This is a genomic window from Parasalinivibrio latis (assembly GCF_036825535.1).
Classification (GTDB): Bacteria; Pseudomonadota; Gammaproteobacteria; order Enterobacterales; family Vibrionaceae; genus Parasalinivibrio; species Parasalinivibrio latis.
The window spans coordinates 2,916,527-2,941,143 of record NZ_CP098812.1; the positions used below are offsets into that span (position 1 = coordinate 2,916,527).

The 24,617-nt window shown below is 49.7% G+C and carries 19 protein-coding genes, 1 tRNA gene and 3 rRNA genes; 10 read left to right on the forward strand and 13 right to left on the reverse strand.

Going from position 1 to position 24,617, the window contains the following annotated elements; genetic code table 11:
- Nucleotides 1-39 precede the first annotated feature (39 nt).
- Nucleotides 40-765 (reverse strand): DNA polymerase III subunit epsilon, encoded by a 726-nt coding sequence (dnaQ, locus tag NF212_RS13530; RefSeq protein WP_434356467.1) that lies wholly within the window; start codon nucleotides 763-765, stop codon nucleotides 40-42.
- A 53-nt stretch (nucleotides 766-818) separates the two neighbouring features.
- Here dnaQ and rnhA point away from each other — a divergent pair, with 53 nt between their 5' ends.
- Nucleotides 819-1,286 (forward strand): ribonuclease HI, encoded by a 468-nt coding sequence (rnhA, locus tag NF212_RS13535; RefSeq protein ID WP_434356469.1) that lies wholly within the window; start codon nucleotides 819-821, stop codon nucleotides 1,284-1,286.
- A 26-nt stretch (nucleotides 1,287-1,312) separates the two neighbouring features.
- Here the strand turns inward: rnhA and NF212_RS13540 are convergent, their stop codons facing one another.
- Complete coding sequence (locus tag NF212_RS13540) at nucleotides 1,313-2,026, reverse strand: class I SAM-dependent methyltransferase (protein WP_434356471.1); 714 nt, start codon at nucleotides 2,024-2,026, stop codon at nucleotides 1,313-1,315.
- A 39-nt stretch (nucleotides 2,027-2,065) separates the two neighbouring features.
- Between NF212_RS13540 and gloB the strand changes: the two genes are divergently transcribed.
- From gloB to NF212_RS13555, 3 genes are all read left to right on the forward strand, one after another.
- A complete protein-coding gene (gene gloB / locus NF212_RS13545) occupies nucleotides 2,066-2,824 on the forward strand; it encodes a hydroxyacylglutathione hydrolase (protein WP_434356473.1) in 759 nt (252 codons plus the stop codon).
- Nucleotides 2,825-2,892: 68 nt separating this feature from the next.
- Nucleotides 2,893-4,449: a LysM peptidoglycan-binding domain-containing protein gene (locus tag NF212_RS13550; RefSeq protein WP_434356475.1), complete on the forward strand. Its 1,557-nt coding sequence runs from the start codon at nucleotides 2,893-2,895 to the stop codon at nucleotides 4,447-4,449.
- The gene (locus NF212_RS13555; protein ID WP_434356477.1) at nucleotides 4,446-5,135 is read left to right on the forward strand and encodes a YIP1 family protein; all 690 of its coding nucleotides are present in this window, start codon (nucleotides 4,446-4,448) and stop codon (nucleotides 5,133-5,135) included. The genes NF212_RS13550 and NF212_RS13555 overlap by 4 nt, the downstream gene beginning before the upstream one ends.
- On the opposite strand, the gene NF212_RS13560 is transcribed toward NF212_RS13555, so the two are convergent.
- From NF212_RS13560 to gmhB, 7 genes are all read right to left on the reverse strand, one after another.
- Nucleotides 5,119-5,961: an endonuclease/exonuclease/phosphatase family protein gene (locus NF212_RS13560; RefSeq protein ID WP_434356479.1), complete on the reverse strand. Its 843-nt coding sequence runs from the start codon at nucleotides 5,959-5,961 to the stop codon at nucleotides 5,119-5,121. The two genes, NF212_RS13555 and NF212_RS13560, sit on opposite strands and share 17 nt — an antisense overlap.
- Before the next feature lie 3 nt (nucleotides 5,962-5,964).
- Complete coding sequence (locus NF212_RS13565; RefSeq protein ID WP_434356481.1) at nucleotides 5,965-6,300, reverse strand: DUF1904 domain-containing protein; 336 nt, start codon at nucleotides 6,298-6,300, stop codon at nucleotides 5,965-5,967.
- Nucleotides 6,301-6,701: 401 nt separating this feature from the next.
- Nucleotides 6,702-6,817: ribosomal RNA gene (gene rrf / locus NF212_RS13570) — 5S ribosomal RNA — on the reverse strand.
- A 103-nt stretch (nucleotides 6,818-6,920) separates the two neighbouring features.
- Nucleotides 6,921-9,811, reverse strand: a 23S ribosomal RNA gene (locus NF212_RS13575).
- A 256-nt stretch (nucleotides 9,812-10,067) separates the two neighbouring features.
- Nucleotides 10,068-10,143 (reverse strand) — tRNA-Ala (locus NF212_RS13580).
- Nucleotides 10,144-10,206: 63 nt separating this feature from the next.
- A 16S ribosomal RNA gene (locus tag NF212_RS13585) occupies nucleotides 10,207-11,759 on the reverse strand.
- The 16S, 23S and 5S rRNA genes sit together here with 1 tRNA gene alongside, the layout of an rRNA operon.
- A gap of 502 nt (nucleotides 11,760-12,261) precedes the next feature.
- On the reverse strand, nucleotides 12,262-12,810 hold the full coding sequence (gene gmhB, locus NF212_RS13590; RefSeq protein WP_157235241.1) for a D-glycero-beta-D-manno-heptose 1,7-bisphosphate 7-phosphatase: 549 nt from the start codon (nucleotides 12,808-12,810) through the stop codon (nucleotides 12,262-12,264).
- A gap of 129 nt (nucleotides 12,811-12,939) precedes the next feature.
- Between gmhB and tsaA the strand changes: the two genes are divergently transcribed.
- The 6 genes from tsaA to NF212_RS13620 all read left to right on the forward strand — a co-directional run bounded on the left by tsaA (nucleotide 12,940) and on the right by NF212_RS13620 (nucleotide 18,099).
- Entirely contained in the window at nucleotides 12,940-13,644 is a 705-nt protein-coding gene (tsaA, locus tag NF212_RS13595; protein ID WP_434356483.1) for a tRNA (N6-threonylcarbamoyladenosine(37)-N6)-methyltransferase TrmO, read from the forward strand.
- A gap of 61 nt (nucleotides 13,645-13,705) precedes the next feature.
- Entirely contained in the window at nucleotides 13,706-15,421 is a 1,716-nt protein-coding gene (locus NF212_RS13600) for a proline--tRNA ligase (RefSeq protein WP_434356485.1), read from the forward strand.
- Nucleotides 15,422-15,560: 139 nt separating this feature from the next.
- On the forward strand, nucleotides 15,561-16,694 hold the full coding sequence (locus tag NF212_RS13605; RefSeq protein ID WP_434356487.1) for a patatin-like phospholipase family protein: 1,134 nt from the start codon (nucleotides 15,561-15,563) through the stop codon (nucleotides 16,692-16,694).
- Between the two features lie 90 nt (nucleotides 16,695-16,784).
- On the forward strand, nucleotides 16,785-17,645 hold the full coding sequence (locus NF212_RS13610) for a GGDEF domain-containing protein (protein WP_434356489.1): 861 nt from the start codon (nucleotides 16,785-16,787) through the stop codon (nucleotides 17,643-17,645).
- A gap of 59 nt (nucleotides 17,646-17,704) precedes the next feature.
- On the forward strand, nucleotides 17,705-17,911 hold the full coding sequence (locus tag NF212_RS13615; RefSeq protein ID WP_434356491.1) for a YaeP family protein: 207 nt from the start codon (nucleotides 17,705-17,707) through the stop codon (nucleotides 17,909-17,911).
- A complete protein-coding gene (locus NF212_RS13620) occupies nucleotides 17,911-18,099 on the forward strand; it encodes a DUF4250 domain-containing protein (protein WP_434356493.1) in 189 nt (62 codons plus the stop codon). Before NF212_RS13615 ends, NF212_RS13620 begins: the two co-directional genes overlap by 1 nt.
- 56 nt (nucleotides 18,100-18,155) lie before the next feature.
- On the opposite strand, the gene NF212_RS13625 is transcribed toward NF212_RS13620, so the two are convergent.
- The 4 genes from NF212_RS13625 to dnaE form a co-directional block, all read right to left on the reverse strand.
- A complete protein-coding gene (locus NF212_RS13625) occupies nucleotides 18,156-18,467 on the reverse strand; it encodes a c-type cytochrome (RefSeq protein ID WP_434356495.1) in 312 nt (103 codons plus the stop codon).
- Between the two features lie 110 nt (nucleotides 18,468-18,577).
- Nucleotides 18,578-19,903, reverse strand: coding sequence for a tRNA lysidine(34) synthetase TilS (gene tilS / locus NF212_RS13630; RefSeq protein ID WP_434356497.1), 1,326 nt, complete (start codon nucleotides 19,901-19,903; stop codon nucleotides 18,578-18,580).
- Nucleotides 19,904-20,024: 121 nt separating this feature from the next.
- Nucleotides 20,025-20,981, reverse strand: a complete 957-nt coding sequence (accA, locus tag NF212_RS13635) for an acetyl-CoA carboxylase carboxyl transferase subunit alpha (RefSeq protein ID WP_434356499.1) — start codon at nucleotides 20,979-20,981, stop codon at nucleotides 20,025-20,027.
- A 56-nt stretch (nucleotides 20,982-21,037) separates the two neighbouring features.
- Nucleotides 21,038-24,517 carry a DNA polymerase III subunit alpha gene (gene dnaE, locus NF212_RS13640; protein ID WP_434356501.1) on the reverse strand — a complete coding sequence of 1,160 codons (3,480 nt, stop codon included), beginning with the start codon at nucleotides 24,515-24,517 and terminating at the stop codon, nucleotides 21,038-21,040.
- Nucleotides 24,518-24,617: the final 100 nt, after the last annotated feature.

A 24,617-nucleotide genomic window follows, 5' to 3' on the forward strand; every position in this document is an offset into this window, starting at 1 on the left:
ACTCTCCTGTCAGGACGAAATGCGAAGGGTATACACGCCCTATCGCCAGAGGCACACTCCCCCAGCCTTTTTTTCTATTACGTCTAATTTTTCTTCGTGTTTGGAGAGTTCATCGGCAGAGGCACGGATAATCTTTAACGCCTTTCTCGATGTTGTGACCGGGCGGACAATATCTGTTCCCTGATTGCTTGAATTGTTACCACCAAACGACAGCGTCGTCTGGCCACCGGTCATCAACAGGTAGACGTCAGCCAGGATCTCGGCATCCAGCAAAGCCCCGTGCAGTGTACGGTGTGAGTTATCGATACCATAACGTTCACACAGCACATCAAGGTTGTTTCGTTTACCCGGGAAAATCCGTTTTGCCATCGCCAGGGTATCAGTAACCTTGCAAAGCTGGTCGGTTTTGACATCCTCACCCAGCTTGCTGAACTCATAGTCCATAAAGCCGACGTCGAAGGGTGCATTGTGGGCAACCAGTTCAGCACCTTTTATGAATTCAAGAAACTCTGCATGAATGGCACCATACTCAGGCTTATCCCGCAGGAATTCATCAGTAATGCCGTGGACTTCCACTGCTTCAGGGTCAATCAAGCGATCCGGTTTAATGTAGACATGGAAATGGCGACCGGTCAGTTTGCGGTTGATAATTTCCACTGCACCGATTTCGACAATTCGGTGGCCTTCATAATGCGGGCCACCTTCGCGGTTCATACCCGTGGTTTCGGTATCGAGAACGATAATGCGGTCGTAGCTGGCGTTCATAGGTGCAACTGTGTCAGACTCTGGCAAATAACAATCTTCAAATACTAACAGATATGACGAAACAGGTAGAGATCTTCACAGACGGATCGTGTCTGGGCAACCCGGGACCGGGTGGCTACGGCACAATCCTCCGTTACAAACAGCATGAGAAAGAATTCAGCGAAGGTTTCCACCTGACCACCAACAACCGTATGGAGCTGCTGGCAGCCATTGTCGGACTTGCGGCACTTAAGGAGTCCTGCGATGTCACGCTGACCACTGACAGCCAGTACGTCCGTCAAGGCATCACTCAGTGGATTTTCAACTGGAAAAAACGCGGTTGGAAAACAGCAGATAAGAAACCGGTGAAAAATGCTGACCTATGGCAGCGACTGGACAAAGAAACAGCACGCCACACTGTGCAATGGAACTGGGTAAAAGGCCATGCCGGTCACCCTGAAAATGAGCGCTGTGATGAATTGGCAAGAACAGCAGCAGAAAATCCGACCCAACCTGATTCGGGGTACCAACCAGGTACATAGCCGAAACTCTAATTTCAGGTAACTCGTCAGTAGTTGGCGCCAATCGGTGCCAACCCTTTCCTTACTTTCCATTTCGGCTTGATTGGTTTTAACGGGTATGTCCGTTTTCGGCACACAATAAAGTATATCGATGCCAGTCCCGACAACCCCGGCATCAAAGCATCTTCCATCCATGTTCCCCATGTCCGGTTGCGGGTAGAAGGAAAAAGGCCGATACAGGTTGTTTCCATTACCTGGTAATTGAGTACACCAAGCCAGTCACGGATCCGGTAAGGCGTAAACGTCCGTCCATTCCAGGGCATCTTATTTTTGCGCCAGGGTAACAATGCACCAACCCCCATAATACTTGCAGGGTTAATACCAGAAATTATCAGATAACCATCATCGATCATGACCCTGTCAATTTCTCTGAGAAGCCGGTGGGGGTCCTGACAAAAATCAAGCTGGTTGGCGAGGATACAGACATCAAATGCCTTGTCAGTAAACGGGAGGTGGTGAAGTTCTGCCTCCATATTCCTGACTGGATTTTTAAGATCTACATGTACTTGGTGACGAATGTTACAATAGCCGGTAGTCAACTCACAGCTCAGGCCACCAAGCTTAAGCATGTGATAACCGAATAGTCGTGGCAGCCATTCATCCAGTTGAGCCTGGACGTGAGCACGGGCCCATTCTCCATGCGGGAATTGGTTCCAGGTGTATGGGTATTCAATTGGAAGTGGACTGAGCGCTGGTTTCATAACAAAAACTGTTAAATTTCAGACCCCGGGAGAGTTTATATGCTCACGGTAAAAAGCATACCTGCATTCAACGATAATTACATCTGGTTGATTCAAAATACTGATCGCCATTGTATTGTTGTTGACCCAGGCGATGCCTCACCCGTCTTAGATGTGTTGGAACAGGAAGGGTTAACCCTGGATGCTGTTTTAGTCACCCATCACCACGCAGACCATGTCGGCGGTTTACACGCATTGGTAAGCAAGTTTCCTCGTTTGCGCGTCGTCGGCCCGGAAGAGGAGGCTATCGCTTATATAAATGTTCCTGTTCAGGATGGCGACCAGTTTGAACTGTTCGGCGAGCAATTCCTCGTACTTGGTGTCCCCGGGCATACCCGTGGCCATGTGGCCTATGTAGGCGATGGTAAGCTGTTTTGCGGCGATACCTTATTCTCAGCAGGTTGCGGCCGTCTTTTTGAAGGTACGCCTGAGCAAATGCACAACTCGTTACAAAAAATCTCGTCGCTTCCAATCGAAACCGAGGTTTTTTGCGCCCACGAATATACTGCGTCAAACGTTGCTTTTGCCTTGGCGGTGGAACCGGAGAATCCAAGTCTGCGCGAATACCGTGACGACGTTAACCGCCTGCGTGCGCAATCTATGCCGACACTGCCGTCTACCATAGAAAAAGAGAAAAGAATAAATCCGTTCCTGCGCTGTGATCTCCCTGAGGTTAAAAGTGCTGTATCAGGGCGAGCGTCAGGTGATTCTGATGTCGAGACATTCGCGGCACTGCGCCAGTGGAAGGATAACTTCTGACCGATGTAACTTGTCTCCTAACAGGGGGCAAAGTATTATCATCGGCCATTGATTCAAAGGGCTGTAATATGAAATTAAAGCTTGCACTGTTAAGTGCGTTGGTGCTTTCTGGTTGCCAGATGACGTCTGGCGAGCGAGCGACAACTGCACCAGAAAATACCGCGCCAAAGACCGAAACGGTCGTGCAGGCGCCAAATACAAAAAAGACTGAGAAACAGAAACCTGTCGAACTGTCTCCACAAGAACAGAGCGATGTCTGGCAGCGTATTGCCATGCAGATGAAAATGCCGGTACCTGATAACAAGCGTGTTAACTATTACCGTAACTGGTACCTCAAGCATCCAGGTCATTTAGAAACGGTTTCTGAACGTGCTCAGCCTTTCTTGTTCCTCATCGCAGAAGAAGTAGAAAAGCGAAATATGCCGCTTGAACTTGCCCTTTTGCCTGTTGTGGAAAGTTCCTTTGATCAATTTGCCTATTCTCATGGCCGCGCAGCGGGTCTGTGGCAGTTTGTCCCGGATACCGGACGCCGTTTCGGGCTGGAACAAAACTGGTGGTATGATGGACGCAGAGACGTTACCGCCTCCACCAAAGCTGCCCTTGACCTGCTCGAATACCTGAACAAGAAGTTTGACGGTAACTGGCTGCATGCGCTTGCGGCTTACAATACGGGTGAAGGCCGGGTATTCAGGGCTATCCGTGCCAATGAGAAAGCAGGTAAACCAACCGATTTCTGGTCGTTGGATCTTCCCAAAGAAACCAGCGGCTATGTTCCAAAATTACTCGCTCTCGGGGATGTTGTCAGAAACCGGGTCAAGTACGGTTTAGATGTCCCCGCAATTGCCAATAAACCTGTCGTCACCAACGTTGATCCAGGCATCCAGATGGATTTAGCTCTGGCTGCAAACTATGCAGACCTTCCTCTCAGGGAGCTGCAAAGTCTTAATCCAGGATACAACCACTGGGCAACCGCACCGGATGGCCCGACACATCTCCTGTTGCCAATCAACAAGGTTGATCGTTTCAAAACCCAACTGGCGAAAAATGACAACCGTGGCATCAAGGTAATACGTTACAAGGTTAAGTCCGGTGATACCCTGAGTGAAATTGCATCTAACAACAACACCACTATCAAGGTGTTGCAGCGTGCGAACAACCTGAAAGGCACCAGCATTCGCGTTGGTAAGCACCTTATTGTGCCTGTAGCCCTTAAAGACGCCAACCAATACTCTCTGAGCGAGCCTCAGCGTCTTGCCAAGACCCAGTCTACCCGCCGTGGCAACTACAAAATGACGCATAAGGTTGCCAGCGGTGAAAGCTTGTGGAGTATTTCACGTAAGTACGATGTTTCATACAAGTCCCTGGCTAAGTGGAACGGTATGGCACCGAGTGACCCATTACGTCCAGGTCAGTCTCTGGTTGTATGGAAAAAAGCACCAACTGGCGGCACCATTCGAAAGATAACTTATAAAATTCGTCAGGGTGACTCACTAAGCGTCATCGCCGATAAGTTTGACGTGTCAGTATCTGATCTTTTGAAGTGGAACCAGTTGAACCGGAAGGCATACATCAAGCCGGGGCAGACATTGCGCCTGTTCATTGATGTCACCAAGGTCAGTTCATGATCCATCCTTCATCAAACCCTTTCTATGCAATGCGGGATTCGGTCACAGCACCGGTATCCTGCTTCGCTGCGCTATATGAGCGTCCTGTTTGGGGATGGGTTCCCTACCTGCTACTGATAGCCAGCGGCATGCTTTTTTGGGGTGCTTATTTCGACCACGTCAACTTCAACGCCCTTGCCCGTGCTTTAAGTACGTCACTGTCTCTCACCCCCGAGCAGCAAAGTGCATGGATGCAAAAAGAGATTTTGCTGGCTGGTGAAGTAATGGCTGATGTTGTTGGCAGAACAGGTTCCATCATTATGATGGCATTGTGGTTACACCTATCCAGCAAATCACTTGGTAATTCCCCAATGTTCCGTCAATGGCTGGGAGCATCATGTTTCATCTTCCTCCCGGCAATCATTGGCGATCTGGCAAGCTATGCCAATTTGCTGTTCAATCAGTCACTGTTGCTGCCAGCTTATGCGGACCTCAATTCACTGAACGCGTTTTTTAAGGTCGAATACAGCAGCCCATGGAGCACATACCTCAATACTTTTCCTATTCTGCTTCCCTGGTATTTCGTCAATACGCTGAATTTGCTGACCTCTTGGGTACCGATGGAGAAAGGGAAAGCCATTACTATTGCCAGCCTTCCCTGGCTTCTGGTTTTTGTTGGTTGGGGTATGTTTATTGCTGTAGCTTAAATGTTGCGGTAATCATCGAATGATCAGAGGCATCCGTTCCGGGTGCCTTTGCTTTTTCAAGGCTTAGCCCCCGATAATAAATATGATCCAAAGGACGACCAAATACCCGTAGGCGGTTATCAGGATTGGGAGTAACACTTTTCAACGCCAATGCCCTCACGAAAGCATCCAGTGCTTTCTGTCGACCTGCACTCCAAGTATTAAAATCCCCCGCCACAATTACAGGGCCCGACGCCTGCTCCATTGCCCACTTCAAGGTATTCAGCTGAGCAATATAACTGTCCAATGTCGGCGTGAAATTTACCCCATGAACATTAAGTACGGTTAGTACCTGTCCATCACTTAACCTGTAATAGGATGCCAGCGCAGACTTGGGCAACCTGAGCAACGGTTCCATAGCCCGGTACGCACAACTGCCCGCTGAAGATACACCGGACGCAGTCATCACGCCTGCTACTTTATCAAGAACAGCAAAAGCGTAAACCTGGTCAGCATGAAGCTTATGGTTATGGATAAAGTTTGCCAGTTCCGGGGTATAGCTTGCCTCCTGGAGCAGCAAAAGATCATTGGCAGCGGACAATCCTGATAGAGCCTGCTCCCATCCCTCTTTTTGCTGTTTATAGATATTCCATACGGCAAGATTGATGACACCGTTCTTATCCAGAACCCCGGAAGAATCGCGCTTTACGCATTGAGTATAAGAATGAGCAGATGTTACGACCAAGTCTTCATTAGGTATATTGAAAACCTGGTCCAGTGTAATCCCAGCTCCTGCCAGCGTTGTCGCAAGGACTCCAGCAAGAATACCGGCTGTTTTTTTCTTCATTTTCTAGTAATGGCTACCGTTGTCGTAATAAGCGGCAGGAGAAAGTGCAGTAAAAATCACAGCAACATCCTGATCGGGCTTATTCAAAATATGGCGGACTTCCTGAGTAAGTATTGAAGCCACTTCATCCTGAGTAGCCTGTCCACGATCAAACCAAAGCACATCTACAAATGGGTAGGCTTCTGATGGTTGTCCCGAAAAGAAAAACTCAGTCGCAACACACTCAAAGGTAAAGTCTTCTTGTGGGCAATCCATTAGCGGTTGAAGTTTCTCAGCCAGCGTTTCTGTAAGCTTGGCAACATCTTTGCGCTCAACTGCGCGAAATCGGAAATGCGGCATAAAGGCTCCTTTTAGTAAGCCCATATTTTAACCGCTAAAGAGGGGGCTGGTGTGGGAATTTTGTCATGGCATGGACAGAAATGTTCTTTGGCGAGATGCGAGATGCGAGATGCGAGATGCGAGATGCGAGATGCGAGATGCGAGATGCGAGATGCGAGAGGCGAGAGGCGAGAGGCGAGAGGCGAGAAAATGTATGGGGTCGGCGAAAGCTGCACAAGGCTTTTTCTCGCTACGCACCACTCCGTACTCGCCACTGCTCTTCCCTACTATTGTCCCTGGACCTTGTCTTCCCAGGCCCGGTTTCTTTTCCCCAAACGCAAAAAAGCCCTGACCGCCAGGTCAGGGCTTCTTCTACTTTTTGCCTTCATCTTTTTTCTAAAAAGATGAAAACCAATTTGGAAGCCTGGCGATGTCCTACTCTCACATGGGGAGACCCCACACTACCATCGGCGCTATTGCGTTTCACTTCTGAGTTCGGCATGGGTTCAGGTGGAGCCACAATGCTATGGTCGCCAGACAAATTCGGTACAATCTTGAAAGCTGATGTCTTCTAGCGTGTTCTCTTACACATTCAAGATGTTTGATTCTCTTGAGTACGCACAAAACCCCTTGGGTGTTGTATGGTTAAGCCTCACGGGCAATTAGTACAGGTTAGCTCAACGCCTCACAGCGCTTACACACCCTGCCTATCTACGTCGTAGTCTCCGACAACCCTTTAGGACACTTAAAGTGTCAGGGAGAACTCATCTTGAGGCTCGCTTCCCGCTTAGATGCTTTCAGCGGTTATCGATTCCGAACTTAGCTACCGGGCAATGCCACTGGCGTGACAACCCGAACACCAGAGGTTCGTCCACTCCGGTCCTCTCGTACTAGGAGCAGCCCCTCTCAATTCTCCAACGCCCACGGCAGATAGGGACCGAACTGTCTCACGACGTTCTAAACCCAGCTCGCGTACCACTTTAAATGGCGAACAGCCATACCCTTGGGACCGACTTCAGCCCCAGGATGTGATGAGCCGACATCGAGGTGCCAAACACCGCCGTCGATATGAACTCTTGGGCGGTATCAGCCTGTTATCCCCGGAGTACCTTTTATCCGTTGAGCGATGGCCCTTCCATTCAGAACCACCGGATCACTATGACCTGCTTTCGCACCTGCTCGAACCGTCATTCTCGCAGTCAAGCGGGCTTATGCCATTGCACTAACCTCACGATGTCCGACCGTGATTAGCCCACCTTCGTGCTCCTCCGTTACTCTTTGGGAGGAGACCGCCCCAGTCAAACTACCCACCAGGCACTGTCCTCACCCCGGATAACGGGGCCAAGTTAGAACATCAAACATACAAGGGTGGTATTTCAAGGATGGCTCCACGGCAACTGGCGTCACCGCTTCAAAGCCTCCCACCTATCCTACACATGTAGGCTCAATGTTCAGTGCCAAGCTGTAGTAAAGGTTCACGGGGTCTTTCCGTCTAGCCGCGGGTACACAGCATCTTCACTGCGATTTCAATTTCACTGAGTCTCGGGTGGAGACAGCGTGGCCATCATTACGCCATTCGTGCAGGTCGGAACTTACCCGACAAGGAATTTCGCTACCTTAGGACCGTTATAGTTACGGCCGCCGTTTACCGGGGCTTCGATCAAGAGCTTCATCCGAAGACTAACCCCATCAATTAACCTTCCGGCACCGGGCAGGCGTCACACCGTATACGTCTTCTTTCGAATTTGCACAGTGCTATGTTTTTAATAAACAGTTGCAGCCACCTGGTATCTGCGACTGCCTTCAGCTCCATCCGCAAGGGACTTCACCAAGGGCAGCGTACCTTCTCCCGAAGTTACGGTACCATTTTGCCTAGTTCCTTCACCCGAGTTCTCTCAAGCGCCTTGGTATTCTCTACCCGACCACCTGTGTCGGTTTGGGGTACGGTTACTGATAACCTGAAGCTTAGAGGCTTTTCCTGGAAGCATGGCATCAATGACTTCACCACCGTAGTGGCTCGACATCAGGTCTCAGCCTTAAGAGAAACCGGATTTACCTAATTTCTCAGCCTACACCCTTGAACCGGGACAACCGTCGCCCGGCCCACCTAGCCTTCTCCGTCCCCCCATCGCAGTTATCAGCAGTACGGGAATATTAACCCGTTTCCCATCGACTACGCCTTTCGGCCTCGCCTTAGGGGCCGACTCACCCTGCCCCGATTAACGTTGGACAGGAACCCTTGGTCTTCCGGCGAGGAGGTTTTTCACCCCCTTTGTCGTTACTCATGTCAGCATTCGCACTTCTGATACGTCCAGCACACCTTACAGTGCACCTTCAGCCGCTTACAGAACGCTCCCCTACCCAATGCGATAAATCGCATTGCCGCAGCTTCGGTGTATCGCTTAGCCCCGTTACATCTTCCGCGCAGGCCGACTCGACCAGTGAGCTATTACGCTTTCTTTAAATGATGGCTGCTTCTAAGCCAACATCCTGGCTGTCTGGGCCTTCCCACATCGTTTCCCACTTAGCGATAACTTTGGGACCTTAGCTGGCGGTCTGGGTTGTTTCCCTCTCCACGACGGACGTTAGCACCCGCCGTGTGTCTCCCGGATAGTACTTACTGGTATTCGGAGTTTGCAAAGGGTTGGTAAGTCGGGATGACCCCCTAGCCTTAACAGTGCTCTACCCCCAGTAGTATTCGTCCGAGGCGCTACCTAAATAGCTTTCGGGGAGAACCAGCTATCTCCGAGTTTGATTGGCCTTTCACCCCTAGCCACAAGTCATCCGCTAATTTTTCAACATTAGTCGGTTCGGTCCTCCAATTGATGTTACTCAATCTTCAACCTGCCCATGGCTAGATCACTCGGTTTCGGGTCTAATTCCAGCAACTGCACGCCCAGTTAAGACTCGGTTTCCCTACGGCTCCCCTATGCGGTTAACCTTGCTACTGAAATTAAGTCGCTGACCCATTATACAAAAGGTACGCAGTCACCCAACAAGTGGGCTCCCACTGCTTGTACGTACACGGTTTCAGGTTCTATTTCACTCCCCTCACAGGGGTTCTTTTCGCCTTTCCCTCACGGTACTGGTTCACTATCGGTCAGTCAGGAGTATTTAGCCTTGGAGGATGGTCCCCCCATCTTCAGACAAGATAACACGTGTCCCGTCCTACTCGTTTTCACGCTAAAAGCATTGTCGTGTACGGGGCTGTCACCCTGTATCGCGCCACTTTCCAGAGGCTTCCACTAACACTTAAAACGCTTAAGGGCTAATCCGGGTTCGCTCGCCGCTACTGCCGGAATCTCAGTTGATTTCTTTTCCTCGGGGTACTTAGATGTTTCAGTTCTCCCGGTTCGCCTCGCTGCGCTATGTATTCACGCAGCGATACTGGCTTATGCCAGTGGGTTTCCCCATTCGGACATCCCAGACTCAAGTGGCTTTTACTGCCTTATCTGGGCTTATCGCAAGTTAATACGTCCTTCATCGCCTCTGACTGCCAAGGCATCCACCGTGTACGCTTAGTCACTTAACCATACAACCCGAAGGAGTTTCGAGTCATACGCGGACCAAGATTTGGTTTTCGCCGTACTCAAATTGAGTTGTGCTTAAAGCACTACCAAAACACTTGAATGTGTTTGCTTTGAGAACTTGTTTGCTTTCGCAAACAATCCAATCTTTCGATTGAATTACTAGTCAGCTTTCCAGATTGTTAAAGAGCATGTGTTTCGGTGTCTACAGGAGACAAGGAACCACTTTCTAAGGACACTTTTGCAAATGCGCTTAAAGAGTGGTGGAGCTATGCGGGATCGAACCGCAGACCTCCTGCGTGCAAGGCAGGCGCTCTCCCAGCTGAGCTATAACCCCAAAATCGGCACTCTTAACTTAAGACCTATGCAATCTGTGTGGACACTCATGAAGCAGTTTAGGTAAGGAGGTGATCCAGCCCCAGGTTCCCCTAGGGCTACCTTGTTACGACTTCACCCCAGTCATGAATCACACCGTGGTAAACGCCCTCCCGAAGGTTAAGCTATCTACTTCTGGTGCAACCCACTCCCATGGTGTGACGGGCGGTGTGTACAAGGCCCGGGAACGTATTCACCGTGGCATTCTGATCCACGATTACTAGCGATTCCGACTTCATGGAGTCGAGTTGCAGACTCCAATCCGGACTACGACATACTTTCTGGGATTCGCTCCACCTCGCGGTCTCGCTGCCCTCTGTATATGCCATTGTAGCACGTGTGTAGCCCTACTCGTAAGGGCCATGATGACTTGACGTCGTCCCCACCTTCCTCCGGTTTATCACCGGCAGTCTCCCTGGAGTTCCCGACATGACTCGCTGGCAAACAAGGATAAGGGTTGCGCTCGTTGCGGGACTTAACCCAACATTTCACAACACGAGCTGACGACAGCCATGCAGCACCTGTCTCAGAGCTCCCGAAGGCACACTCGAATCTCTTCAAGCTTCTCTGGATGTCAAGAGTAGGTAAGGTTCTTCGCGTTGCATCGAATTAAACCACATGCTCCACCGCTTGTGCGGGCCCCCGTCAATTCATTTGAGTTTTAACCTTGCGGCCGTACTCCCCAGGCGGTCTACTTAACACGTTAGCTCCGAAAGCCACACCTTATAGGCACAACCTCCAAGTAGACATCGTTTACGGCGTGGACTACCAGGGTATCTAATCCTGTTTGCTCCCCACGCTTTCGCATCTGAGCGTCAGTCTTTGTCCAGGGGGCCGCCTTCGCCACCGGTATTCCTCCAGATCTCTACGCATTTCACCGCTACACCTGGAATTCTACCCCCCTCTACAAGACTCTAGCCTGCCAGTCTCAAATGCAACTCCCAGGTTAAGCCCGGGGCTTTCACATCTGACTTAACAGACCGCCTGCATGCGCTTTACGCCCAGTAATTCCGATTAACGCTCGCACCCTCCGTATTACCGCGGCTGCTGGCACGGAGTTAGCCGGTGCTTCTTCTGCAGCTAACGTCAAATGGTGCAGCTATTAACTACACCACCTTCCTCACTGCTGAAAGTGCTTTACAACCCGAAGGCCTTCTTCACACACGCGGCATGGCTGCATCAGGGTTTCCCCCATTGTGCAATATTCCCCACTGCTGCCTCCCGTAGGAGTCTGGACCGTGTCTCAGTTCCAGTGTGGCTGATCATCCTCTCAGACCAGCTAGGGATCGTCGCCTTGGTGAGCCATTACCCCACCAACTAGCTAATCCCACTTGGGCTCATCTCTGGGTGCGAGGCCCGAAGGTCCCCCGCTTTGGTCCGTAGACATTATGCGGTATTAGCTACCGTTTCCAGTAGTTATCCCCCGCCCAGAGGCAGATCCCCAAGCATTACTCACCCGTCCGCCGCTCGCCGCCCAACAACGCTCCCGAAGGATTGTTGTTGTCGCTGCCGCTCGACTTGCATGTGTTAGGCCTGCCGCCAGCGTTCAATCTGAGCCATGATCAAACTCTTCAATTAAAGTTTTTTCAAACCCGAAGGTTTGGCTCAATGAATACTGATTCTATTTGTCTCCGCTTTTTAGAAAAAAGCAGAAGCAAAAAATCTATTTTCATAGATAGAATTGACTGTGCCGATATTCCTTTTCAGGAATCTCGTTTGGTCACTCGATTCATTGAATAAATCTTTTATTCTGTTTCAACGAGTGCCCACACAGATTGCATGGTCAAATTGTTAAAGAGCGTTGCTTATCTCACTAAGCAGGCTGGGGATTCTATCTCACCCAGCTGGCGTGTCAAGCACTTTCGCTTGCCGCCCGTTGTCGCGGTTTGTCGTGACAACGGAGGCGAATTATAGGGAGTTAATTTTATCTGACAACCCTAAAATGCAAAAATTCCACAAAAAGATGTTCAATCGGACAAAAATAAACCAATCCGGTTCATTTACACCCTATTCGAGCCATTTATTACATATATATAAAAGAAAACCCGGCGATGAGCCGGGTGTTATTAGCATAGAACGGTTACTTCAGCGCTTTTGGCACGTCAGCAATGCTATTGAGCACCATAGTGGCCAGAGACTCACCTTCTTCAGTAACTGGCTTGCCGGTACGAACCAGAACCCGGGTACCAACACCAGCTGCAATAGCCGCTTTCATATCATCTGTTTTGTCACCGACCATTACCGAGTTCGCCATATCAATATTCAGGAACTCACGGGCAGACTCAAACATGCCTGGCTTAGGTTTGCGACAGTCGCAATCCACTTTATATTTGCCTTCACCTTTTTCTGCATGGTGTGGGCAATAATAAATGCCGTCAAAATCCACGCCTTTATCGGCAAAGTTCCAGTCCATCCATTCGGTCAGGCTGATAAATTCATCTTCGGTATAGTAGCCACGCGCAATCCCTGCCTGATTGGTTACCAGCACCAGCAGGTAGCCCATTTCTTTCAATTGACGGCATGCTTCGAATACACCTTCAACATATTCAAAGTCGTCAATCTTGTGTACGTAACCGTGATCAATGTTAATGACGCCATCACGATCAAGAAAAACAGCAGGTTTGGTCAAGGTTATATCCTCATGAATTATTGTCTTGCCGATTATGGCACGCATTACGATATCATTCACGCATATCGGCATGAACTGAAAGCCGGGTGATACGCCACGATATACCCGCCAGAGAGTACCTTACACAATATGAATCATCAGATAACACCAGTAGGTTATGTCCGTTCTCCCTATAAGGAAAAATTCGCCGTCCCGCGGCAACCGGGCTTAGTTACCAGCGCCAAGTCAGAGATCGTTCTCTGTGGGGAAGCAAATAATGAGGAATCTGTCCGGGGAATAACCCAGTTCTCTCATCTTTGGCTGTTGTTCCTGTTTGACCAAAATATCGATAAAGGCTGGACGCCTACAGTCAGACCTCCACGGCTTGGCGGTAATGAACGTATAGGTGTTTTTGCCAGCAGGGCAACGTTCCGCCCAAATGCTATCGGTATGTCAGCGGTAGAGCTTAAAGGCATAAGAAAGGATGGGAACCAGGTAATTATTGAATTAGGTAATGTCGATCTGGTCGATGGCACGCCCATCATCGATATAAAGCCTTATATCCCCTACTCTGACTCACTTCCGACTGCGATAGGCGGTTTTGCTTCAGACGCACCTGCCACGCTTCCCGTTTCATTTTCTGAATCAGCCATTGTTTTTTTGGACAAGCAGGATGAGAGTGGTAACCAAAAGCAGGTTATTACTGAGGTTCTGGCTCAAGATCCCCGACCGGCATATAAAAAGAAGGGAGTCGATAATAAGGTCTATGCTGTCAACCTGTTCAACTATAATGTGCGTTTTCAAGTGTCCGATGACGGTATTGTGGTAACTGACATCGAATTCTTTGGCGAATAGCCATCCGGCTGTTAGAATTTCGCCCTTAACGTCAACTCATGTGATTAATGGATAGCATCAAATGCGTACCAGTAACTACCTTCTTTCTACCCTGAAGGAGACTCCAAGTGATGCAGAAGTCATCAGCCACAAACTGATGCTTCGTGCAGGTATGATCCGCAAACTGGCTTCAGGTCTTTATACCTGGCTGCCGACCGGTGTTCGTGTTCTGCGCAAGGTTGAAAACATTGTGCGTGAAGAAATGAACAACGCCGGAGCTGTTGAAACTCTGATGCCTGTGGTTCAGCCCTCAGAACTGTGGATGGAAACCGGCCGCTGGGACAAGTTTGGCCCGGAACTGCTGCGCATTTCTGACCGTCATGAGCGTCCATTTGTACTGGGTCCGACTCACGAAGAAGTGATCACCGACATGGTTCGCAATGAGGTGAAGTCTTACAAGCAACTTCCTCTGAACCTGTACCAAATTCAGACTAAATTCCGTGATGAAGTTCGCCCACGTTTCGGTGTAATGCGTTCCCGCGAATTCATCATGAAAGACGCTTACAGCTTTGACCTGGATAAAGAAGGCCTGCAAAAGACCTACGAAACCATGCACAAAGCCTACTGCGCTATCTTTGACCGCATGGGTCTGGATTACCGCCCAGTACTGGCTGACACCGGTGCGATCGGCGGTTCTGCTTCTCACGAATTCCACGTACTGGCAAACAGTGGTGAAGACCTGATCGCCTTCTCTACTGAATCAGATTACGCTGCAAACATTGAAATGGCAGAAGCTGTTGCACCTGCCGGCGAACGAGCAGCACCATCTGAAGAGATGCGCACAGTTGATACACCAAATGCCAAAACCATTGCAGAGTTGGTTGAGCAGTTCAACCTGCCGATTGAAAAGACTGTAAAGACACTGTTTGTCAGAGCTTCTGATGCTGTTGAATCGGATCTCGTTGCCCTGCTGGTTCGTGGCGATCACGAACTGAACGAGATCAAGGCTGAGAAACTGCCACAAGTTGAAGCACCACTGCAGTTTGCAACAGAAGAAGAGATCCGTGCAATTGTTAACGCGGGTCCCGGCTCACTTGGCCCTGTTAACCTGACCGTACCATTTATCGTTGACCGCAGCGTAGCGGCAATGAGCGACTTTGGTGCCGGTGCCAACATCGACGACAAGCACTTCTTCGGTATCAACTGGGGTCGTGACGTTGAACTGGGCGAAGTTGCTGACATTCGCAACGTTATGGAAGGCGACCTCAGCCCTTGTGGTAAAGGCACGCTCCAGCTCAAGCGCGGCATCGAAGTTGGTCATATCTTCCAACTGGGTAACAACTACTCAGAAAAGATGAATGCCGGTGTTCTGGGTGCTGATGGCAAGAACGTCATCATGGAAATGGGTTGTTACGGTATCGGTGTTACCCGTGTGGTCGCTGCTGCTATTGAACAAAACCATGACGACAACGGTATTATCTGGCCTGATGCAATTGCACCATTTACTGTTGCCATTGTTCCAATGAACATGCACAAATCTGAGCGTGTACGCGAAGCTGCTGAAAAGCTCTATGCTGACCTGCAAGCAGCCGGTGTAGAAGTTATGTTCGACGATCGTAAGGAACGCCCTGGTGTTATGCTGGCTGATATCGAACTTATCGGTATCCCTCACATGGTTATTATCGGTGAACGCAGCATGGACGAAGGTGTATTCGAGTATAAGAATCGCCGTCAGGGTGAAAAGCAGCCTGTGGAAATGGCCAATATGGTTAACCATATTCTCAGCCAGTTGAAGTAATCTGCGATCCACTTATGAAGCGGGCTCAGTTTTGAGCCCGTTTTTATTTCCTCACCTGCATTCACATTTCCCCTAATTAGTCCGGCAAACTGCTGAATATTCGCTCAAAATAACAACATATTATGAGCAGGATTTCGCTATGTCTGACGGTCAGCAGAAAAATATGGCTCTTCTTCTTACCGGTGGTGGTGCTCGCGCGTCATACCAGGTAGGCGTCATGAAAGCGATTTCGGAATGGTATCCGAGAGTCCACCCTAGCCCCTTCACTATTTTCTGTGGCACATCGGCAGGTGCAATCAATGCCACGGCTCTTGCCTGCTACGCGTCATCTTTTCGACTCGGCGTCAAAAAATTGGCATGGCTGTGGGGCCGATTACATACAAATACCGTATTCTCAGCTACCCCCGGGGGAATGATTTCCTACCTTGGCAGGCAGGGATTCGCCCGTTTACAGTCAGGTTGCGAGCAGCCTCCCCCTTTCGGACTCTTGAATAACCGCCCATTGCGGGAGTTGCTGAATTCCGTACTTAACTACCGTCGACTGGACAACAATATTCACCATAACCATCTAAAAGCACTAGCCATTACAGCTGCAAGCTACCGACGGGGCATATCTGTTACCTTTTTTCAGGGAGACGGTGATATTCCCCCTTGGTCGCGGGCAAAGTCTGTTGGGGAACAGACCTTGATCAACACAGAACATTTGCTTGCATCGTCTGCTATCCCTCTGGTATTCCCCGCGTCAAAAATAGGTAACGATTTTTACGGCGATGGCTCTATCCACCAACTCGCCCCTTTGCGCCCTGGATTAAAATTAGGGGCTGAAAAGATGCTAATCATCGACATGGCAACGAAACCCCAGATCAAACCCGGAGGCAAACTTCCGCCACCAGGGCTTGCCACACTGGGAGGACACCTGATGGATGCGATATTCAGTGACACCATGGCAGCAGATCTAGAGCTTCTTGAGCGTACAAACGACCTGATTAGAGAAATTCCCGATGAACGGGCAAAGGAACTGGGACTCAGAACTATAGATACCTGTCATTTATCTCCCTCCATTCCCTTGGAAGACTTTGTCCCAGACAATTATTGTAAAATGCCTGCAGCCTCTCGGGTTTTTATGAAATTTCTGGGAATTAGCCCCAAAGAGGACGCCAGTATTACCAGCTATCTTCTCTTCGAACCTGACTACATTAAGGAACTAATGTCTCTAGGTTACGACGATGCACATAAAAACGAACAAATTTTACGCAATTTCTTACATTTGTGAACTTTACCCCTTCTTAATACGTAACTTCTCAATTAGACTGGCGCGTAACTTGCTATCTCGGAAGTAGGCTGTCGAGAACTTGGTGTAAGCATGGATAAGCGAAACGTCAAACCACAACCTGAGCATTTACCAACACCCAGAGTTATACCTTTGGGGGCTGACCAGCGCCTGCTGATCCTGCAAAAGCTTCAGGGAAAACTGGATATCGAGGTTTTGCTGGAGGTTTATACCAAAGAGCTGGAAAAGCACATCGACATCAGCCGCTTGATCTGGGAATACAATGATACCTGCTCCATTGTCCGCCGAGGCATCAGTGCCTCATGCCGGCAGACCTTTGCCATTAAATTTGGCGACACGCCTTTAGGTGTCCTCCAATACAGCACCCCCTATAAGCTGGATCGTGATGAAATCTCAATGATTCACACGTTTCACCGCCTTATCGCCGGTCCGCTGGCAAATGCGATTGAATACGGCAGGGTGAAGAGCATGGCTCTGCAGGATTACCTGACAGGCCTTGGTAACCGTACCAGCTTCGAACAGGACACTAACAAAAGTATTGCCATTTGTGAGCGCCAGGATATTGGTCTCGTACTGATTATGTTCGATATGAACAACTTTAAGCAGGTCAATGACACCTATGGCCACCTTGATGGTGACAAGGTATTACGTCGATTCTCGCAAATCTTAAAAGAAGCAGTACGGACAACAGATACCGTTTATCGGTTAGGTGGTGACGAATTTGCCGCACTCTTGCAACCAGCCAGTGAGGAGTCCGCAGCTGTCGTTCTTCGCAGGGTTCAGCATTTGGTTAAACATGACCGCATGCTAAACAGCTACGGCATTGGTTCTGCATGTGGCTTTGCTGAGTATAGAAAAGGGGATAACCTTATTGCCCTTTATGAGCGTGCTGACCGCCTTCTCTATAAGCACAAACGCAAACAGAAAAGCTGATTTAGCGCCTTCCTTTCAATCCGGTACAATACACGCTGTTCAACAACCGGAGCTTTCCTATGAAAATAACCAACAGCTGTGAGCTGGTGCGTAAAGCCTATGCTGAAATTGGCAGCGGTGACCAGGGGTACATCCCTAAAGCTATTACCTGTGCATTCAAAACCCTCAATGACATTGCCGCTGATTCCTCTCTTTCTTTGGAAACCCGCGAGCAAGCTGCCTTTGCCGCAGCTAACCTTCTTATCAGCGACTACCGGGACGAATAATGGACCTCAAAAACTTTGCGAACATGGATCCGGTGATGCTGATGAGCATCGTAAACATGAAGTTGCGGGATGAATTCACCGATCTTGACGACCTAACCCGCTATTTCGATATTGACCCAGAGGCACTGAAAAACAAGCTTGCAGAAGCGGGGTTTGAATACCTTCCGGAATCCAAGCAGTTCCGGTAAACACGGAAATAAGAAAGCCGCAATCAATGCGGCTTTCTTAAATCAGTACGGACAAATTACTTCATAGACGCGAAGTAAGCAGCCACATTCTCCATATCCTGATCACTCAGCATTGACGCTTGAGGCTTCATTATCATAGCCTGAGGTCCGGTACGTTCGCCGTTCTTGTAAGCCTTCAGTGCTGATACCAGATACTGTTCATTTTGACCTTTCAGATTTGGGTAACCCGGGATCAACGCAATACCGTCGGCACCGTGACAGGCGGCACACACCGCGGCCTTTGCTTTTCCGGCTGCAGCATCACCAGCAGCCATTGCCGGGGACGCCACTATAATCGCCGCCATGGCAAGAGAATAAATGCTCTTCATCGCTTCCTCGCATATTTAGTCTATGAATATACCCAAGCGGCTTCAGCATCATTTTCTTGGAAAAGTTGCTTGGGTATTGCGGAAAATCACCATAAATTGTTGCACACAAATTAACGATTTACAGTTGTATAGCCTGATTTATGCCACAGAAGATCACATTGATTGCCGCTTCCGTGATCCGTAACAAACAAGCCCGCAACGGCTGCAACTTCATCTCCAAATAACACGATGGGCGTGCGTCTTCTCAGCCAACTGGGTACCCCATATTCCTGAAATAGCTTTTTGAGTTTGCGCGAGCCCCCCCGTCCAACAGGCTTGGCTGACAGTCCAGATGGTTCAAACATCACGCGTACAGTTTCACCATTTACCGGCAATCTCAGGTTTCCACCCGCTTTGGGGAAAAGGGACAACATTCCCAAGCCGTCGGGTAATTCAGTTACCTGGGATAAAGAAAGGTAGCTCTGCCAGAGTGAAATGTCCTTTACCTGATGAACCAGGTAAAGCCTCCCCTGAAAACGCCTTATCTGCCACTCCCCAATCCCCAGCAGCGGGTTGGCGTCTTCTGCTGCAGGAATGACACTGTCAAAAAGCTCAAGAAGTTGTGCCTGGCTCGGTACAATACAGGCTTCTTGCTTGATCCACCGCCTGACAATCTGTTGTGCAACCTGACGAGAGTTCCAGCTCAGACCAGCCAAATCCAAACTGCCATCAGGCCAAACTATCTCATTCATCTTGCCGACAATGAGTTCATCGATAACAGATTCCTGCTCAGAACAAAGCGTAATCGTTCGCTTAACTGCCTTGTGGAAACCAGGCCAACGCGCTGATAATCCCGGCAAGATTTCATTACGCAAGAAATTTCGGTCAAAGCGGCTGTCCTGGTTACTCTCATCCTCAATCCAATCCAGCCCCTGTTGTTCAGCAAAACTGACAATATCCTGTCGTCGCACATGCAATAAAGGGCGAACCAAAGTTCCGTTGGAAAACTGGCGGGATTCAGGCATTGCAGCCAATCCGGCAGGGCCACTGCCCCGCTTTAATGCCAGGAAAAAGGTTTCCACCTGATCATCAGCATGCTGCCCAGTAAGTAAAATCGCCCCGGGTTTTAAATGTTTCGCAATTGCATCATAGCGGGCCTGGCGCGCGGCATTTTCCAGGCTCTCACCCTCTTTTTTCAGTGTGACCCTTTCAATGTGGATCGGCATTGCTGAATCATCCGCCCAACGCTCGCACAGAGATACCCAACTATCAGCATTGCTGCTCAAACCATGATGGACATGAACCAGCAAATACTCATGCTGTGGATGAGTGTCCCGATAAACGCATAACAGCTCCAACATCACCCGGGAATCAACGCCCCCACTGAAAGCCAGGACAATCTGGCGTGGGCTCGGGCTGTACTTGTTAAGCACGGATTCAAAAGAGGAAAATAACATCAGGATGTTCCGCGAATGGGTTTGGCAATATGATAGCAAATAGCATGATAGTCAGTATAAACCGTATAAAAAACGGGACCTTCAATCAGGTCCCGTTTCTTAACTCAATACTAATGCCGAATTAGCAATAACCGTAGCTCAGCAGACGTTGGTACCGGCGTTCAAGCAGCAATTCCGGTTCAAGGATTTCCAGTTCGGCAAGCTGCGTAAGCAATACAGTTTTCACACTGTTTGCTGTTTGAATCACATCACGGTGTGCGCCACCCATTGGCTCTTCGATAATTTCATCAATGAGCTTCAGCTCTTTCAGGCGAGGCGCGGTCATACCCATCGCTTCAGCCGCCTGAGGGGCTTTAGCTGCATCACGCCAAAGAATTGAAGCACAACCTTCAGGGGAAATTACTGAGTAGGTGGAGTACTGCATCATATTGACGTAGTCACCAACACCGATTGCCAATGCACCGCCAGAGCCGCCTTCACCGACAACGTTACAGATAACCGGCACTTTCAGTCCTGACATAACTTTCAGGTTACGGGCGATTGCCTCAGATTGTCCACGCTCTTCAGCACCGACCCCCGGATAGGCACCTGCCGTGTCAATGAAGGTGATAATTGGCATTTTGAAACGCTCAGCCATCTCCATCAGGCGTAAGGCCTTACGGTAACCTTCCGGCTTTGGCATACCAAAGTTCCGCTTTACTTTGTCTGCTGTTTCACGGCCTTTCTGGTGGCCGATCACCATGACAGGACGGCCTTCCAGACGCGCTATACCGCCAACAATCGCTTTGTCATCCGCATATGCACGGTCACCGGCCAGTTCATCGAACTCAGTGAAAATGTGCTCTAAGTAGTCCAGCGTATAAGGACGCTGAGGGTGACGGGCCAACTGGGCTACCTGCCAGGCTCCCAGATCACCGAAAATCTTTTTGGTCAGCTCGACGCTTTTCTTTTCCAGCTGCTCAATTTCTTTATCGAGATTGACTGCGTCGTCATCATTGCGATTAACGGCGCGCAGCGCATCAATCTTCTGCTGCAATTCGGCAATAGGCTGTTCAAACTCAAGAAAATTCAAGCTCATACCTTAAGATATCCTGTTATATGTTTGTCTGCCCGGCGCTGACATGCCGGTACATCTTAACTGAATTCCAGTTCGATCTGTTGTTCACCCAACAATTCGCGTAAATCATCCAGCAATTGGTCATTCGGGGTGACACGCCACTCAGTACCCAATGTCAACCGAGCCTGTGCATCCTGTCGCCTGTAATACAGGTTAATGGGGACAATTCCCGCCCTGTATGGTTCAAGAATACGGGTAAAACGGTCAAAAAACTGTCCATCAATTTGCCTGTCGGTCACTGAGATGGCAAGTCCCCGTAGGTATTTTTCCCGGGCCTGTGAGAGATCAAACACTTCGCGGGCTGTCATTTTAAGCCCACCGTTGAAGTCATCAAAGCTGACCTGTCCCGATACCACCACAATTTTATCTTTTTCGATAAAGTCGATGTATTTGTCGAGCGCGTCAGAGAACAGCATGACTTCCATCCGTCCTGAGCGGTCATCAAGGGTCATAATACCAATCCGGTTTCCCCGCTTGGTAGTCATAACCCTTGCGGCAATAACCAGACCTGAAACCGTCGCAACCTGATCCCGTTTGGTTGGCTGGGCATCTTCAAGGCGCCATGTAGTGTAATGCTTAAGCTCTTTTGAATAAGCGTTTATCGGGTGCCCGGTCAGGTACAGGCCCAGGGTTTCGCGTTCCCCTTCCAACCAGACTTTGTCTGGCCATGGAGCAACCTGAGCATATTTCGTCTCAACTTCTTCCGGTGCCTCAGTCAGTACGCCAAACATATCAGTCTGTCCGAAAGACTCCGCCTGATGATGCTGGCTTGCGGCGCGCATTGCATCGTCCACGGAAGCCATAATGGCTGCCCTGTGAGGGCCGAGGCGGTCAAGTGCACCAGCCATGATCAGTTTCTCAAGCACCCGCTTGTTCACTTTTTTGGTATCAATGCGGGAACAGAAGTCAAACAGATCCTTAAAGTAGCCACCTTTTTCCCTTGCCGCGATGATGTGTTCGATTGGTGCTTCACCCACACCTTTAATCGCACCAATGCCGTATACGATCTCACCTTTTTCATTCACGGTGAACCGGAAAAGGCCTGCGTTGATATCCGGCGGCAGCACTTTAAGCCGCATCCTGCGACACTCTTCCACCAGGCCTACCACTTTATCTGTGTTATCCATATCTGCGGTCATTACCGCAGCCATAAACTCCGCCGGATAATGAGCCTTCAGCCAGAGAGTCTGGTAGGAAACGAGGGCATAGGCAGCTGAGTGCGATTTGTTGAAGCCGTAACCTGCGAATTTCTCCACCAGGTCGAAGATCTTCATCGACAACTCGCCATCAACGTTGTTTTTCTCAGAGCCTTCCTGGAAAACCTCACGTTGTTTCGCCATCTCTTCCGGTTTTTTCTTACCCATAGCACGGCGAAGCAAGTCTGCACCACCCAGGGTATATCCGGCCAGCACCTGGGCAATCTGCATTACCTGTTCCTGATACAGGATGATGCCATAGGTTGGGTCGAGAATTTCTTTCAGCGATTCATGTTGGTACTGAGCATCGGGGTAGGATACTTCTTCGCGGCCGTGCTTACGGTCGATGAAGTTGTCCACCATGCCTGATTGCAATGGGCCTGGGCGGAACAGTGCCACCAAAGCGATCATATCTTCGAAGCAGTCCGGCTGCAGGCGCTTGATAAGCTCCTTCATACCACGCGATTCAAGCTGGAATACCGCGGTGGTTTCTGCTTTCTGCAGCATGGTGAACGACCGGGTGTCGGCCATAGGAATGGCGGCAATATCGACCGGTGGCTTCCCCTCACGTGCCAGGCGCGGGTTAATCATCTGCAGCGCCCAGTCAATGATAGTGAGGGTACGCAGACCCAGGAAGTCAAACTTCACCAAGCCAGCGTATTCAACGTCGTTTTTGTCGAACTGGGTAACCGGGTGTCGCCCCTCTGCATCGCAATAAAGCGGTGCAAAATCTGTAATGGTTGTTGGCGAGATAACCACACCACCGGCGTGTTTACCCGCATTTCGGGTCACCCCTTCCAGCGCACGGGCCATATCAATCAGCTCATGCACTTCCTCATCGGCTTCGTAAATTTCACCAAGCTGGGGTTCAGCATCAAAAGCCTTGGCCAGGGTCATCCCCGGGTCCGGCGGTACCAGCTTGGAAATACGGTCAACAAAACCGTACGGATGACCCAGCACCCTGCCAACATCCCGGATTGCTGCCTTGGCAGCCATGGTACCGAAAGTAATGATCTGGGATACCGCATCCCGGCCATACATTTCTGCTACGTGGTCGATAACCTGATCACGCTTGTCCATGCAGAAGTCGACGTCAAAGTCGGGCATGGATACACGTTCCGGGTTGAGGAAACGTTCGAACAGCAGATCATATTCCAGTGGGTCAAGGTCGGTGATTTTAAGGGCATAAGCCACGAGGGAGCCTGCACCGGAGCCACGCCCCGGACCTACCGGGATACCGTTATCCTTTGACCACTGGATAAATTCCATAACGATAAGGAAGTAGCCTGGGAAGCCCATCTGGTTGATAACCTGAAGCTCAATCTCCAGACGTTCATCATATTCCGGCCGGCGGCGCAGGCGCTCTTCTTCATCCGGGAACAGGAATTCTAAGCGGTCTTCCAGGCCTTCGCGGGATTTCACCACCAGGAAGTCAGCGGTACTTAAATCACCGGTAGGGAAATTAGGCAGGAAGTACTCTCCAAGACGTACAGATACATTGCATCGCTTGGCTATTTCTACCGAGTTTTCCAGTGCTTCCGGAATATCAGCAAACAACTCACACATCTCTTCTTCGGTGCGCAGATATTGCTGGTTGCTGTAATTCTTTGGCCTACGGGGGTCTTCGAGAGTGTAACCATCATGGATGGCAACCCGGATCTCATGTACGTCGAACTGCTCAGAGGTCAGGAAGCAGACATCATTGGTTGCTACCACAGGCAGATCATGCTTCTCAGCGAACTCAACAGCAAAGTGCAGGTAAGCTTCCTCATCCGCGCGTCCGGTACGCACCAGTTCCATATAATAGGAATCAGGAAAATGTTCTTTATAGAAAGAAACGCACTGTTCAGCGACCGCCTGGTTTCCCTTAAGGAGCGCTTTACCCACATCACCATGGCGGCCACCGGAAATCAGGATAAGTCCCTGCTTTAAATCCGCCAGCCAGCTTTTGTCGATTACCGGAATATGCTGGACATGCCCCCGCAGGTAAGCACGAGAGATAAGAAGCGTGAGGTTTTTATAACCGTCGTCATCTGCAGCAAGTGCGGTGATATTACAGAGTTCGTCACCGAACTCATCGAGCTGCATTTTAAAGTCTGCACCAATAATTGGCTTTACACCGCAGCCTTGTGCAGTGTTATAAAACTTCACCAAGCCACACAGGTTGGTGAAGTCTGTCAGAGCCATTGCAGGCATGCCAATTTCTGCCACCTTTTTAACAAGTGGCGGCACTTTTGACAGTCCATCTACCATGGAGTAGTCACTGTGAATGCGCAGGTGTATAAAACGGGGATCAGCCATATTTCTCTTGCAGATCTTCTATCTTGGTAATTAGTTTATCGTGTATTAGCGCTGACGTCCGTCAAAGCCCGGCAAAATGTGCAAGCAATCAGCACCGGAA